The sequence below is a fragment of the Halorubrum luteum genome, from assembly GCF_054652935.1.
Genome location: NZ_BAAIGT010000002.1, coordinates 446,987 through 461,562, shown reverse-complemented (window position 1 = coordinate 461,562; position 14,576 = coordinate 446,987). Strand labels below are relative to the sequence as shown.

The 14,576-nt window shown below is 64.6% G+C and carries 14 protein-coding genes; 11 read left to right on the top strand and 3 right to left on the bottom strand.

Annotation, left to right across the window (positions count from 1 at the left end; translation table 11 throughout):
- Nucleotides 1-54 precede the first annotated feature (54 nt).
- Both ACYQ0R_RS02310 and ACYQ0R_RS02305 read left to right on the top strand, forming a co-directional pair.
- Complete coding sequence (locus ACYQ0R_RS02310) at nt 55-795, top strand: SDR family oxidoreductase (RefSeq protein WP_459820729.1); 741 nt, start codon at nt 55-57, stop codon at nt 793-795.
- A gap of 320 nt (nt 796-1,115) precedes the next feature.
- Nucleotides 1,116-3,509: an amino acid permease gene (locus ACYQ0R_RS02305; protein ID WP_459820728.1), complete on the top strand. Its 2,394-nt coding sequence runs from the start codon at nt 1,116-1,118 to the stop codon at nt 3,507-3,509.
- Nucleotides 3,510-3,592: 83 nt separating this feature from the next.
- Here ACYQ0R_RS02305 and ACYQ0R_RS02300 read toward each other — a convergent pair whose 3' ends face one another.
- Complete coding sequence (locus ACYQ0R_RS02300; protein ID WP_459820727.1) at nt 3,593-3,754, bottom strand: hypothetical protein; 162 nt, start codon at nt 3,752-3,754, stop codon at nt 3,593-3,595.
- A gap of 385 nt (nt 3,755-4,139) precedes the next feature.
- Between ACYQ0R_RS02300 and ACYQ0R_RS02295 the strand changes: the two genes are divergently transcribed.
- Nucleotides 4,140-5,156 carry a sulfurtransferase gene (locus ACYQ0R_RS02295; protein ID WP_459820726.1) on the top strand — a complete coding sequence of 339 codons (1,017 nt, stop codon included), beginning with the start codon at nt 4,140-4,142 and terminating at the stop codon, nt 5,154-5,156.
- Between the two features lie 152 nt (nt 5,157-5,308).
- Here ACYQ0R_RS02295 and ACYQ0R_RS02290 read toward each other — a convergent pair whose 3' ends face one another.
- Both ACYQ0R_RS02290 and ACYQ0R_RS02285 read right to left on the bottom strand, forming a co-directional pair.
- Nucleotides 5,309-6,901, bottom strand: a complete 1,593-nt coding sequence (locus ACYQ0R_RS02290; RefSeq protein WP_459820725.1) for an MATE family efflux transporter — start codon at nt 6,899-6,901, stop codon at nt 5,309-5,311.
- 54 nt (nt 6,902-6,955) lie between these two features.
- The gene (locus ACYQ0R_RS02285; protein WP_459820724.1) at nt 6,956-7,915 is read right to left on the bottom strand and encodes a mechanosensitive ion channel family protein; all 960 of its coding nucleotides are present in this window, start codon (nt 7,913-7,915) and stop codon (nt 6,956-6,958) included.
- Between the two features lie 94 nt (nt 7,916-8,009).
- Between ACYQ0R_RS02285 and ACYQ0R_RS02280 the strand changes: the two genes are divergently transcribed.
- From ACYQ0R_RS02280 to ACYQ0R_RS02245, 8 genes are all read left to right on the top strand, one after another.
- Nucleotides 8,010-8,750, top strand: coding sequence for a proteasome assembly chaperone family protein (locus ACYQ0R_RS02280; RefSeq protein ID WP_459820723.1), 741 nt, complete (start codon nt 8,010-8,012; stop codon nt 8,748-8,750).
- Between the two features lie 64 nt (nt 8,751-8,814).
- Nucleotides 8,815-9,864, top strand: a complete 1,050-nt coding sequence (trmB, locus tag ACYQ0R_RS02275) for an HTH-type sugar sensing transcriptional regulator TrmB (protein ID WP_459820722.1) — start codon at nt 8,815-8,817, stop codon at nt 9,862-9,864.
- A gap of 128 nt (nt 9,865-9,992) precedes the next feature.
- The gene (locus ACYQ0R_RS02270; RefSeq protein WP_459820721.1) at nt 9,993-11,594 is read left to right on the top strand and encodes a PAS domain-containing protein; all 1,602 of its coding nucleotides are present in this window, start codon (nt 9,993-9,995) and stop codon (nt 11,592-11,594) included.
- 198 nt (nt 11,595-11,792) lie between these two features.
- Nucleotides 11,793-12,464, top strand: a complete 672-nt coding sequence (locus ACYQ0R_RS02265) for a helix-turn-helix domain-containing protein (RefSeq protein ID WP_459820720.1) — start codon at nt 11,793-11,795, stop codon at nt 12,462-12,464.
- Nucleotides 12,464-12,991, top strand: a complete 528-nt coding sequence (locus ACYQ0R_RS02260) for a molybdopterin-dependent oxidoreductase (protein WP_459820719.1) — start codon at nt 12,464-12,466, stop codon at nt 12,989-12,991. Before ACYQ0R_RS02265 ends, ACYQ0R_RS02260 begins: the two co-directional genes overlap by 1 nt.
- Nucleotides 12,991-13,614, top strand: coding sequence for a molybdenum cofactor guanylyltransferase (mobA, locus tag ACYQ0R_RS02255; protein ID WP_459820718.1), 624 nt, complete (start codon nt 12,991-12,993; stop codon nt 13,612-13,614). Before ACYQ0R_RS02260 ends, mobA begins: the two co-directional genes overlap by 1 nt.
- Nucleotides 13,611-14,141, top strand: a complete 531-nt coding sequence (mobB, locus tag ACYQ0R_RS02250) for a molybdopterin-guanine dinucleotide biosynthesis protein B (protein ID WP_459820717.1) — start codon at nt 13,611-13,613, stop codon at nt 14,139-14,141. Before mobA ends, mobB begins: the two co-directional genes overlap by 4 nt.
- A 92-nt stretch (nt 14,142-14,233) precedes the next feature.
- Nucleotides 14,234-14,554: a hypothetical protein gene (locus ACYQ0R_RS02245; protein ID WP_459820716.1), complete on the top strand. Its 321-nt coding sequence runs from the start codon at nt 14,234-14,236 to the stop codon at nt 14,552-14,554.
- The last annotated feature ends 22 nt before the right edge of the window (nt 14,555-14,576 follow it).

Here is a 14,576-nt window from a genome sequence, read left to right as displayed (position 1 = left end):
TGTCAACGGTGCGAGCGATGCTCTCTTGATAGGTCGTGCTTTTGTACGTCGTGTATGGAAACGCTCGATGACACGACCGCCGTACTCACCGGCGCAAGTTCGGGGATCGGCGAAGCGGCGGCACACGCGTTAGCCACACGTGGAGCGGACCTGACGCTCGTGGCCCGCCGGGAGCACCGTCTCGAAACGATCGCGACCGCGCTTCACGAGGAGTACGGCGTCGACGTGCTCGTTCACGTCGGCGACGTCCGCGACCGGGACACCTCCGATACAGCGGTCGAGCGCACGAACGCCCGTTTCGGTGGCGTCGATGTCGTCGTCGCAAACGCCGGCGTGGGTCGCGGCGGCGACGTGGCGACGATGACCGACGAGGAGTACCGGACGATGCAGGAGACGAACGTCGACGGGACGTTCTACCTCACGCGCGCGGCGCTCCCGGCACTCGTCGCGAGCAACGGCACGCTGGTGGTCGTCGGGAGCTTCGCCGGGAAGTTCCCTCGACCGTTCAACCCGGTGTACGCGGCGACGAAACACTGGGTCCGGGGGTTCGCCAACAGCGTCGCCGCACAGTACGGCGACGAGGGACTCGCTGTCTCGGTCATCAATCCCTCCGAAGTTCGCACCGAGTTCGGCAGCGAGGACGGCGACCCGTTCACGGAGCGGTTCGAGCCGGGAGCAGTCACCGAACCCGAGGAGGTCGCCGAAGCGGTCGCGTTCGCGGTCGAGAGCGACCCGTCGGTCCCACAGGAGATCGATCTGTATCGCCGCGACAAGTTCACTGACACGCTCTCGTGAGAGAAGCGTCGACGTCCTCACGTTCGGTGCCCGCCACACGATCCGACTGGTCGACGGATGTCGAGGAGTCACGGCCCCGACTCCACGTCCGAGGAACGGTGTTCGATATGTGTAATTAATAATCGTTGTGTTTTTCGCAGACGAACGTTTTTTATCGCTTTCCCGCACACGGGTAGCCATGATGGCCGCGCGTACGGTCGACGGGTTCACGCGCTCGGTCCTCCAGTCGGCTCGGTAAACGAGCGACGTTTCTCAACCATGTACACCATACACAGAGTCAATCGGTACACATCGACACGACGCGAGAGGGGTGAGGTCACGTGAGCGACGAGGAGCTCGCGAAGGATCTCGGTCTCGTCTCCGCGATGACGATCGGCATCGGCACGATGATCGGCGCCGGGATCTTCGTGCTTCCCGGCGTCGCGGCACAGGAGGCGGGGCCGATCGTCGTCGTCTCCTTCCTCGCTGGTGGGGTGATAGCGATGGTGAACGCGCTGTCCGTCTCCGAACTCGGCACCGCGATGCCGAAAGCCGGTGGCGGCTACTACTACGTCAACCGCGCGCTCGGCCCGATGTTCGGATCCATCGCCGGGCTCGGTGACTGGCTCGGGCTCGCATTCGCGTCGGCGTTCTACTCCATCGGATTCGGTCAGTACCTCGTCTCCATGCTCGGCGACGTCACTTTCGCTATCCCCGCCGTAGGGACGATCGCGCTCATACCGTCTATCGGTCCGCTCAACCAGATCCAGATGGGGGCGCTGCTCGCGGGCGTGCTTTTCGTCGCGGTGAACTACATCGGCGCGAAAGAGACCGGCGGGATCCAGACGGTGATCGTCACGATCCTGCTCGTCATCCTCGGCGCGTTCGCGCTCGCCGGCTGGTTCTCGTTCGACTACGGAACGCTCGTCGGCGAGGGCGGCTGGGCACCGACGCCCGAGGGGTACGGCGCGATCCTCCCGGCGACGGCGCTCGTGTTCGTCTCCTTTTTGGGGTATGCGAAGATCGCGACGGTCGCGGAGGAGCTGAAGAACCCCGGACGCAACCTCCCGATCGCGATCATCGGATCGGTCGGACTCGTCACCGTACTCTACGGGATCCTCGTGACGATCATGCTCGGTGTCGTCCCGTGGACGGAGCTCGACCTCAACGCCCCCGTCGCACAGGCTGCGGCGATAGCGTTTCCCGACCAGTTCCTCGGGATCGGCGGATTCGCGGCGGCAGCGGCGACGATCATGACGGTCGGTGCGCTCCTCGCGACCGCCTCCTCCGCGAACGCCTCGATCCTCTCGTCGGCCCGGATCAACTTCGCGATGGGACGGGACGAGATCGTCACCAACTGGCTCAACGAGATCCACCCGCGCTACACCACGCCGTACCGGTCGATCCTGCTCACCGGCGGGATGATCGTCTTTTTCATCATCCTGCTCGGCCAGGACCTCGCGATCCTCGCGCAGGCGGCATCGGTGCTCCACCTGATCGTGTACGCGCTGATGAACGCGGCGCTCATCGTGTTCCGCGAGGCCGACGTTCCCGAGTACGATCCGGATTTCACCGTCCCGCTGTATCCGATCACACCCATCGCCGGAATCGTGTTATCGCTCGGCTTGATCGGGTTTATGAGCCCGGTCGAGATCGCCCTCTCTGCCGCGTTCGTCGTCGGTGCGGTGCTGTGGTACTTCCTGTACGCTCGCGGCGAGACGACTCATCAGGGGTTCCTCGGGCAGTACATCCTCGACCGGGCGGACGAGATGCCGGAGTCGGCGGTGTCGGCTGCGGAGTCGGTCCAGCCGGACAAGACGGACTACCGGGTGATGGTGCCGCTCGCAAACCCCCGGACGGAGGGCGAGCTGATCGAGTTAGCGTCGATCATGGCGAAGGCGAACGACGGCGTGGTCGACGCGGTCCACATCGTCTCCGTCCCGGACCAGACGCCGCTGTACGCCGGAGCCGAACACGTCGAGCGGATCGACGCTGAGTCACAGCGCCTGCTCGATTCCGCACGGGAGAACGCCCAGACGTTCGGCGTCGACGTCGAGACGCGGACAGTGATCTCACACAAGTCGTTCGAGGAGATCTTCGGTGCCGCCGATAGCGGTGACGCGGATCTCGTCGTTATGGGATGGGCGAACCAACCGTTCTGGTCGTCCGGTACGGTCACGCGCGGACTCGACGAGCTCACTCGCGAACTGCCGTGTGACTTCCTGGTGTTGAAAGATCGTGGATTCGATCCACAGCACGTGCTCGTTCCGACGGCCGGTGGAAGCGACTCGGACCTCTCGGCGGAGGTCGCCAGAACGCTTCGCGACGGTCGGGGATCGGACGTGGAGCTGCTGTACGTCGTCGACGGCGACGAGAAACGTGCCGCCGGCGCGGAGTTCCTCGGAAGTTGGGCACAAGAACACGATCTCGGCGACGCCGAACTCACCGTCGACACCGGCGGCGACGTCGAGCGAGCCATCGGCCGCCACTCTCGTGACTCGTCTATGGTAATCGTGGGCGCGACGGAGCGTGGACTGCTCTCACGGCTGTTCAGCGGGTCGCTCGTGTACGACATCGTCAACCGTGTCGACTCCTCGGTGCTTTTGTGTGAGCGACCCGACAAGCGGTCGCTGTGGCAGCGCCTCTTTAGCGCCGGCTCGGCGGCGAACAGAGAGGATGATGCGGTCACTAGCGAGGAGGACGTGGCCGCAAACAGAAGCAACACGGACCGCTAGTCGGGCCAGCGATCCGCCGGCTTCGACGATCGCGGGTCACACGCCACGAGGCGTCTGCCGGCAACGCACGCAAAAAGAGACGTTCAGCGCTCGAGATCGACCGTGACGTCCGTGGCGATCCACGCGTCCGTGTTCCCCTCCTCGACGAACACGATTCTGCCCGGCGACGTTCGACTCGTCGCCACGCAGGGGCGTTCATCAGCGGTGTCGGCCGAGTCAGCTTCGATCCCGTCGCCGGTACTCATATATCGTGATATCGGCGGTGCTTGCTCATATAGGTTTCGGCCAGCCTAAACTGCTGGGAGCAGGATCGGGGTTCCCGACGGCGACCGTGTCCTGCCGTGGCGAACGCTAGCGTGGCACGACCGGTACTGTGCGGCGAATCCGCAGCAATCGGTTGTCGGTGTCTCCGGCTGGGTCCTAACGGTCTCGGTCGAAAGCTCCCAGTCGCCCGCAAGTTTTACGCGTGTCGGGGATTCCGCGATCCACCGGCCAGTGTCGGCTTGACTCGGGTTCTCGCCGGATATGCGTCCGTTTACTCGGGCGAGGAGCGCTCCCGTGCGTCGTGGACGACGGTCGAACGAGCCGCCGATAACAGGGTTTTGAGGGTCCCACCCGTTGGGTTCACCAATGAGGGAAGAAACGAGTTCGACGTCGGTGAGTCGGCGAGGGTTCCTCGCGACTGCAGGAGCAACGATCGCGGCTGCGACCGCCGGCTGCGCCGGGATCGCGGACGGAGAGACGGAGCAGCCGGACGCGTACACGACGCCAGCGGCGGCGACGTACGACGGGGTCGTCGACAGCCAGTGGCTGAGCGAGAACCTCGATGACGTGGCGCTGCTCGACGTCCGCGACGAGACCGCGTTCGAGGAGGCCCGGATTCCGGGTGCACACCACTTCTCGAACGAGAACATGCTCAGGAGTCACACCGAGGAAACGGGCGACGGCTTCGAGGCGTCGCCGGACGCTATCGCGTGGCTCCTCGAGAACGCCGGGATCGCTCCCGACGACGACGTCGTCGTGTACGGAGCGGAGTCGAACCTCTGGGAGACGTACGCGATCTACACGCTGAACGCCATCGGGCACGAAGGGCAGGTTTCGCTGCTCGACGGCGGATACGAGGTCTGGACGTCTGGCGACGGAGAGACGGTGTCGGAGCCGCCGGAGACGCCGGTGACGTCGTACGAGCCGGAGATCGACACCGACATCGTCGCCACACGCGAGTTCGTCGCCGATCACGTCGATGAGGACGGCGCGACGGTGCCGATCCTGGACATGCGGACCCCGGAGGAGTACCACGGGATAGACGAGCGCGACGGCACCGAACGGTTCGGTCACGTCAGAGGGGCGACCAACCTCAACTTCCCACAGAGCATCGACGGCGAAGCCGGTCGACTGCGGACACCCGAGGAGCTCGAGACCCTGTGGATCGACGACGCCGAACTCTCACCCGACGAGACGACGATCGTGTACTGTCAGACGGCGGTGCGCGCGTCGGTGGGCTGGTTCGTCCTCGAGGAGCTCGGCTGGGAGGACGTGCGCAACTACGAGGGGAGCTGGGCCGATTGGGGTACCCTCGCGAACGAGAACGGCTACTACTACACGACCGGCGAGGGAACCGGAACCGTCGTCGACACGTTCGCCTAGCAGGTCGCGGAGCGGTCCGATCCCCCGTCGGCGCTCCGAGCCGACGGCAACCTGATCGGCGTCTTCGGATCCCCCGGATACGTCCCGGTCCCGGTGTAGCGACCTTCGATCGGTTTTTGTTTTGATCTGTTCCACTCCCGAACGGACGGGTATCAGTTCTCACCCGCGCTCTCACCGGGCGTCGCGGCGTCGACACCCGATCCCGGCTCGTCGATGTACCGCTCAGTCCACGTGCCGCGGGCGAACCACGCCACTGCAACGATCGCGCCGAGGACGTTCCCGAGCGCCATTCCGACCCAGATCCCGGTCGCGCCCCAGCCGGCGACGAACACGAGATATCCCACGCTCGCGACCCGGCCGACCCAGAGCGTGAGCATGGAGATCACCATCGCAGTCTTCGTGTTTCCGGCACCGCGGAACCCGCCGAGAATCACCTGCGTCACGCCGATGAACGCGAACTCGACCGACCGGATCCGCACGTACTCGACGGCGTAAGCGATCGTCGCCGGCGCGTCCGGCACGTCGCCGAGGAACGCGCCGACGATCGGCTCCGTGAACGCGACCGCGACCACGGCGACGAGGAGCATCACGCCCGCCCCGGTCCCGGCAGCGAGTTTCACCGCCCGCGCGGCTCGGTCCGCTCGATTCGCGCCGAGATTCTGTCCGACCACCGTGTCGATCGCCCGCCCAAGTCCCATCGCGGGGAGGAAGACGAGCGAGATGAGTCGGTTTCCGAGCCCGTAGGCGGCGACGACCGGCGGCGAGAACGTGACGACCATCGCGGTGAGCGTGATCATCGCCATCGCGCTCGTCGTCTGCTCGACGCTGGAGGGCAGCCCGAGACGAACGATATCCTCGATGAACTCGAGGTCCGGCTTGAGATGCGCGAGCGTGACCGCGGGACCGACACCGGTCGCGAACAACAGCCAGAGACCGACCGCGGTCGCGACGCCGCGGGAGACGATCGTCGCGAGCGCCGCGCCCTCGATCCCGTAGCCGGCGAACCCAGTGGCGGCGAACAGCGCGGCCTCGACGGCGACGGGTTCGAGCGCGGCCACGCCGGGTACGGCGGCGAGCCAGTCGAACACCGGGTTGTCGGTGAACCCGAAGATGAGAAACGGATCGAGCACGACGTTCAACAGAACCGAGAGGAACATCACCGCCATCGGCGTTCGCGTGTCGCCGTAGCCGCGCATCAGCGCGGAGAACACGAAGAAGCCGAACATCAGCGGAATTCCGAGGAAGAGAATCTCCATGTAGTCCGCGGCGAGAGGAATCACGCTTGCGGCGGTGTCAGGATCGCTCGGAAGTAGCTCCAGCGCGGGACGAGTGTAGAAGTAGCCGCCGACGCCGATGAACACCGATAACACGCCGACCGCGGTTATCGTCTGTCCGGCGACGAGCCCGGCCGACTCGTCACCCTTCGCCCCCGTGTACTGCGCGACGAGGATCGCTCCCGCAGTCGTGAACCCACCGGCGACGGCGATGAGCAGGAAGATGAGGGGAAACGCGAGGCTAATCGCACCGACCGCCTCCGCCGAGAGCCGACCGAGGTACAGCGTGTCGACGACGTTGTACGTTACCTGCAACAGCTGAATGACGATGATCGGCCACGCGAGATGAAACAGCGGCCGGATGAGACTCCCGTCGGTGATCGATTTCGTGTCCGTGTCGTCGGAGTCCGGCCGATCGTCGGCGCCCGACGGCTCTTCGGAGGAGGGGTCACTGGAGGGCTCGTCCGTCACTGTCTTATAAACCGCTCCCGCCGGTCATCAGCGTTCCGATAGCGTGAAATCGCGTCACACGGAGCGGTTCGTATCGTCGGGGTCAGCACTGGCGGTCGCGTCGTCGGGAGGGCCCTCGGAACCGACGCCGACGCGAGCGACGCCGGAGGTGTCGTCGAAGACCAGATGGCGATGCGGATACGCCATCTCCACGTCGGCGTCCGCGAGAAGTTCACGGATCCGCGTGTTCACGTCCGATTGAACCTTTCCGAGCTTGTACGGCTTCTTTACCCAGTAGCGGAGCCGGAGCAGCACCCCGTCGTCGCCGAACTCGTGGATTCGACAGTCCGGACTCGCGTTGTAGCGGGCGACGCCGATCCGGATGTCGGGCCCGCCGTCGATGACGGCCTCGCAGTCGCGGGCGGCCCGTTCCACGAGCCGACGCCCCCTCGAAACGTCGCTTTCGTAGGTGACGAGCACGTCGATCGTCTGTCTACTCCGCTCGTCCTCCGCGGAGTAGTTGATCACGTCCCGGTCCCGCATGTTTCCGTTCGGAATGACGAGAAACGTGTTGTCGAGAGTGAATATCTTCGTGTACCGGATCGTGATGTCGTCGACGAACCCCTGTGTCCCGTCGTCGAGCTCGATCATGTCGCCGATCTCGTACGGCTGGTCGGCGAGGATGAACACGCCGTTGATGAAGTTTCCGATGAGCGGCGCGAGGATGATCCCGACCACGGCGGAGAGCACGGTCCCGATGAGCAGCACGTCGGTGAACCGGACGCCGACGGCCCACAGCGCGAACAGCAGCGCGCCGACGATCGTCCCGGCCCTGATTCCGCGGATCACCGTCTGTGCGACGCTCTGGCGGGCGAACCTGCGCGCGACCGGGCGTCCGAGGAGTCGGACGAGGACGTTCGAGAGGACGACCCCGACGGCGACCACGAGAAGGACGAAAAGCACTAGGGTTCCGGGGATCCCCGCGAGCCACGGCACCCAGTCGTACAGCGGAATCGTCCCCTCCGTCTGCACCATGGGCTATCCGCGTCCCCCACCCGAAAAAGCGTTTCCTCCCGTGTCCGTCCACCCGCAGGGGAAACGCTAACTCTCACCCGGGCGAACGTCGTGTATGTTCGGCATGCTTCACAAGACTCCCTCGTTTGACGTTACACACGAGTCCTCGCCGAGCGAGGTGCTCGTTGCGGGGTTTTCCGCGTACGGGCTCGCCGGTCTCACGGCGGTCGACTATCTCGTCACCCAGCTCGAACTGACGGAGACCGGCCACGTTCGAGCCGAGGGAGTTCCCTCTATCACGCCGTTCGAGCAGGGGCGTCCACGTCACCCGAACCGTCTGTACTCGCGTCCAGATCTCGACGTGACCGTGCTCGTCGGCGAGCAGTTCGTGCCGTCCGTGCTCGGCGAGGCGCTCGCGGGCTCGATCCTGGAGTGGACCGAGACCGCCGGCGTGGCCGAGGTCGTCGTTCTCGCCGGCGTTCCGTTCCCGCACGGTCAGGAGGGGCACCGAAGCTTCTACGTTGCAACCGACGACTTTCGCGGGCGACGGCTCGCCGACGCCGATGTCGAGCCGATGCCCGGTGGATTTCTCGATGGGATGAACGCAACGCTTCTGGAACGCGGTATGGACTCCCCGCTCGGCGTCGGACTGTTCGTCACGCCAGTGCACGCTCGCGCCCCGGATGTCGAGGCGGCGGTGCGGCTCGTCGAAACCGTTACCGACGTGTACGACCTCAGCGTCGACCCCGACCCGCTGTCGGCGTTCGCCGACGAGGTCGGGCGCTACTACGAGGACCTCGCGGAGCGGATAGCGGAACGCGAGCCGGAGGGAACGTACGACCGGATGTACATGTAACCGAAACAGTGTGCAACTCGCGTTATAGTAAAACCCTATATCCAGTGAGTGTGTTGGATCCGATATGGCAGATGACCTCCGCGCGACGCTGGATTACGTCGGGGACCGGTTCAATCTCGGGGAGTACGAGATCGACGCGTACCTCGCGGTGTTAGAACACGGCGAACTGACCGCAAGCGACATCGCCGACAGCACCGACATACCACAACCACGCGTGTACGACACGGTTCGGAGCCTCTCTGACCGGGGGCTCGTCGAACTCCGGGAGTCACGGCCGATGAAGATCGTCGCGGTCGACCCGGAGGAGGCGTTCGGGGATCTTCGGTCCTCGTTCTCGGAGATGGTCGACGAACTGGAGGCTCGGTACACGGCTCCCACCCGGGAGACGGAGGCGGTGTCGCTCGTGAAATCCCGATCGACGATCCTCCGGTATATCGAGGAGGTGATAAACGGTGCGGAGTACGAGCTGGCCGTCTCGCTGACGCCCGAGCTGCTTCGTCGTTTCCGCGAGGACCTCACGCGAAAGATAACCGAGGGCGTCAGCATCGAACTGCTCGTCACACCCGCCTCGCGAGCCCCGAACCCGGCGGAGTTCGACTATCTCGAAGTCGCGACGATCGCCCGCGCTCGACGCGGGATCACGACGCCCGTCCTCGCGGTCGGTGACGGAGAGTACTCCGTGTATGCCACGCAGGACGCGCTGCGTGACGACCGCGAGCGCTACGGCGTCATCTTCAACCGCTCCGCGCTCGGCTTCCTCGTCTCCGGGTTCTTCGGAACCGTCCTCTGGACGACCGCGGAGACGTTGGCCGCGGACGGTACATCTCGCCCGTTCCCTCGCCGGTACGCCTCGATCCGTCGCGCGGTGAAAGACGTCATGGAGATGGACGGCGAGTGCTACGCGACCGTCGAGGGACGGGATATCGAGACCGGGAAATCCGTCACGGTGAGCGGTCGCGTCGTCGACGTTGCTTTTAAAGACACCGAGGAGGTGGCGTCGCTCGTCGTCGAAACCGACGCCGGCCCGGTCGAGATCGGCGGTCGCGTGGCCGCGCTGGAGGATATCGAGGGGCAGGAGATCGTGATCGGCCGCAACGAGCCGCCGAACCTGTGAGCATCGTTCGATCCTTCAGCTGATAAAGACAGTTCACCATATTTCCGTCGCGTTAACTTAGAGAATGCGGCGCTCGAGTTCACTACGCCAGTTTAATATATCCTAGTTACGGAGAGTCGTGATAGTGTATGTCTATATCGGGCAATATTCGGACGCTACACGTCGACGACGATCCGTCTCTTGGCGATCTCACGGCGGATTTTCTTGAACGTGAGCGGGACGATCTTGAGGTCGTTACCGAAATGCGACCATCCGAAGCGATCGATCGACTCGAACGAGAGACGGATTCGATCGATTGTATCGTCAGCGATTACGAGATGCCCGGAATGGATGGCTTGGAGTTTCTTGAAGCTGTCAGAGAGATTGATGAGGAGCTGCCGTTTATCCTGTTTACTGGAAAAGGTAGCGAAGAGATTGCAGCCGAGGCTATCACCGCAGGTGTTACCGATTACCTCCAAAAAGGTGGCACCGAACAGTACGTCGTCCTCGCCAACCGCGTTGTTAACAGTGTCGAGCAGTACAAGGCAGCACAGATCGAACGACGACTTCGTACGCTGTCCGAAGAGACCGACGATATGCTGTGGATGTTCTCCGCAGACTGGGAGACGCTCCTCTTCGTGAACTCTGCAGTGGAAGACGTTCTCGGGGTTTCCCGATCACAACTGTCCGACGACCCCCGGCAACTTTTCGAATCGATCCACCCCGACGACAGACGGACGCTTGAACGCGCGTTAGATCGACTCTCGAATGGAGAACCCATCGACCTCGAACACCGTGTGGTGCGGGACGACAACCACCGGTGGGTGTGGGTGCAGGCGAAGCCGCTCTTTGACGATCGGGAGTCGGTCGATCGGGTCGTCGGCCTCACTCGCGATATCACCGAGCGGAAAGAGCGAGAGCTCCATCTCCAGAAAGCACAGGAAGTGGGAAACCTCGGCTGGTGGAAAAAGGAGATCCCATCCGATCAGATCTACTGGTCCGAACAAGTCGTGAAGATGTGGGATGCCAACGGACAGGGACGAACACTCGATCACGACCGGTTCTTGGAGTATCTCCATCCCGACGATCAAGAGCCCGTCAACGAGGCATGGAAAGCCGCCTTAGCGGGTGAACAGTACGATATCGAACATCGGATCATCACTGGATCCGGCGATCTCCGATGGATGCGGGAAAAAGCCGAATTCGAGTACGACGAAGATGGGTCTCCTATCAGAGCAGTGGGGGTCGTTCAGGACATAACCGAACGGAAAGAGCGTGAACGCGAGCTGCAACGAGCCCGTGAGCGATATCAGTCGTTGTTCGAGAATAACCCCCTCCTCCTCTGGGAAGAGGATTTTTCCGCCGCGAAGGCGTACGCGGAGCAACTCGCGGATCGTACCGACGACTTCGAGACGTACTTGGCGGAACATCCGGAGGAGCTCCGTCGAATACTGGAGAAAATAGACGTGATCGACGTCAACCAGAACGCCGTCGACTACTATCGTGCCGACACGAAAGACGACCTCCTCGAGAACATCTGTCGACTGCAAACCGACGAGTCGATGGAGACGAACGGGCGAATGTGGAGTGCGATCGTCGAAGGAGAGACGGAGTTTAGCGGAGAAACGGTCGCAAAACGGTTCGATGGGACGATCAGACGACAACTAATTGATATGAAGGTGCCGGAAGCGTACGCCGACGACTACTCCCGTGTGTATATTACAGCAACGGACATCACCGACCACGAGTGACTCGAAGCGGCGCTCCGTCCGCCCGGGAGACGAACCGGTTCGTCTATTTAAAACACGAAACGAATGAAGGGATATCCAGAGGGGGGAGCGATTCGTTCGTCGATCCGTGATGAACGCCGACGCCGTCTCCGGTTCGTCCCCGTCGAGAACCCCAGTTGAGGCCATCGGCCACGCCCGGACGCCTCCGGGGGGATACCGATGACGTGGGTCCAGTTCCGTCTCGGACTCCCGGACGGTTCGTGGATCGCCGACGTGTCACGCGCGAATCCGCGGACGACGTATCGGATCCTCGGCGTCGTCACCGACGACGGGGTTGGCTACACGCTGCTTTCGGTCGCGGGACCGGGAACGGACACGGTCGACGATCTCCGCGACCACGACGCCGTCGACCGCGTCGAGACGCTCGGCACCGGCGAGTTCGAGACCACCCTTCACGTCACCGCCGAGACGCCACGCTTCTTCGACGCGGCCCGCCGTTCCGGACTCCCGATCGAGCCGCCGATCGAGGTCGTCGACGGCGGCGCCGAGCTCGAAGTCGCCGGTGACCACGAGCGCATCTCGGCGCTCGGCCGCCGGCTCGCGTCCCTCGATGTCACGTTCGACGTGGAGCTCGTCGGTCGCTACGACGCCGCCACTCGCGTGCTCACGGACACCCAGCGAGAGCTCGTGTTGGCGGCGATCGACGCCGGCTACTACGACACCCCGAGGCGGTGTACGCTGACGGAGCTTGCCGAGCGAGAGGGTATCGCCAAATCGACCTGCAGCGAGACGCTCCAGCGCGCCGAAGAACGATTGATGAAACGGTTTATCGACGGCCTCCCGCACGACGAGCGAACTGAATCCGACGCGACACGGGAGGTGTTCGCGTGATGCCGCCTGCATCGGGGACCGACCGTGATGCCGACGACCTGCTCGACGATCTTGAGACCGTCCGGGAGCGATGCGGATCGGTTACGACCGCGTGCGAGTACGAGTGTCACTCCGGAGAAACGTTCGGCGGGCGGTGGCGCGGGGTGGCTCTCGCGGACCTGCTGGCGTCGGCCGATCCGGAAACGACGCACGTCCGCGCCGTCTCGGCCGATGGGTACTGCGTTCCCGTCCCGGTTGCGGTCGCGCTCGAAGCGATCGTCGCGACCGAACGACTCGACGATCCGCCGTCGGCGGATGACGGCGATGCGGCGACTGCCACCGAGACCGACGATGGCGGCCCGGGGCTCCCGCGGCTCGTCGGCGAGGCCATCGAGGGGTCGTGGACGGTCCGCGACATCGTCCGCCTCGAGGCCGTTTCGCTCCCCGCGAACGCGGATACCGAACCGTGTTACGTCGACGATCTCGCCGACGCGCTCGACGAGTCGTCTCCGTCCAGCGACGACGACCGAACGGAGGTGGTCGGCTGATGGTGCTCGACGCGACGCCGGTCGTCGTCGCCGGCGGTCGATCACGCCGATTCGGCGAGCAGGACAAGCTCGTCACCGAACTGAACGGGCAGCCGCTCATCGACCGTGCGGCTGCGGCGGCGGCGCGCGCCACGCGACGGGATCCGGTCGTCGCCACGCGCGGTGGGGGGCATGCCGACCGGCTCGCCGACGCGATCACCGGCGTCAGACCGTCGTTCGTCCACGACGATCCGGCGTACGAGGGGCCAGTCGCTGGCGTCGCGGCCGCGCTCGATGCGGTCGACACGCCATGGGTGTTCGTCTGCGGCGGCGACATGCCGTGGCTCTCCCCGCGGGCGATCAGACTCCTCGGTGAGCGTGCCGAGCGACTCTCCCCCGCCGGCGTCGTTCCGCTCTCGGACGGTCGTCCGGAGCCGCTGCACGGCGTCTACCGAGTTGCGGAGCTCCAGCGAGCGGTCGATGACGCCTGTCCTCGAACGAGCCTCCGCGGCATCGTCGAGCGGCTTTCCCCGCTCGTCACCGTCCCCGCGACACACGCTGACGACTCGCTCCGCGGTTCGCTTGCCGACGTCGACGAACACGCGGATCTCTTAACTCCCGACGTCGCCACGATCAGTCGATGACAGATGAGGGCTCTCCCTCGGAACCGTCGAACCGGTCGCCCACACTCGCGGTCGTTCGCGTCACCGGGCCGAGCGACGCCGGCAAGACCACGCTCGTCGAGCGGCTGATCGCGGAGCTACGCGGCGAGCGTACCGTCGGGACGGTCAAGTCGATCCATCACGAGATCGAGCCCGACACGCCCGGAACTGACACCCATCGTCATCGGACTGCGGGTGCGGCGTCGGTCGTAGGGATCACGCCGACGCTCTCGTTCGAGGTGTCGCCGATCGGTGACGCCCCGGGAGTCGGAGATGCTGACGCGATCAAGCGCGACGCCCTGTACGCGACGCTTCGTCGGTTCGCCGACCGCGACTACGATCTGGTTCTTCTCGAGGGGTTCTCGGGAACGCCGTTTCCGACGATACGCTTCGGCGTGTCGCCCGACGACTCGGCGGGCAACGTGATCGCGACCGACGACGACGGGTTCGCGGAGATCCTCGCCGCGGTGCGAAACGTGGAGCCGACGACGCTCGCGGCCGATCGGTAATCCGCTTCGGTAGGGATCGCGGTCGACCGGTACTCCGGCGGCTCGCTCCCGGGCGTCGCATCGTTTTTGTCCGTACCCGGTGTAACGCCGGTATGAAAACCGTTCTCCTGCTTGTCGTCGGACTCCTCGGCGTCGTCGAGCTGCTCGTGCCGAACTGGGTGGTCAGACTGTTCACGCGCGTCGCGTATCGGAACGCTGCGGATGCCGAGGCGCGCGAATGGCTCCACGTCGTCGCTCGGATCGAGGGGGCGATCCTCGTCGTCGTCGCGCTCGTCGGACTGTTTCGGTCCGCTCGAACGTCGGAGAGCCAGGAACACACGTCGGAGAGCCGGGAACACACGTCGGAGAGCCGGGAACACACGTCGGAAAGCCGGGAGGCGACTGGCGCGTCGGCTGCACCGACGAACAAATAGCGAGTATCGTCCGTCGCCCGGC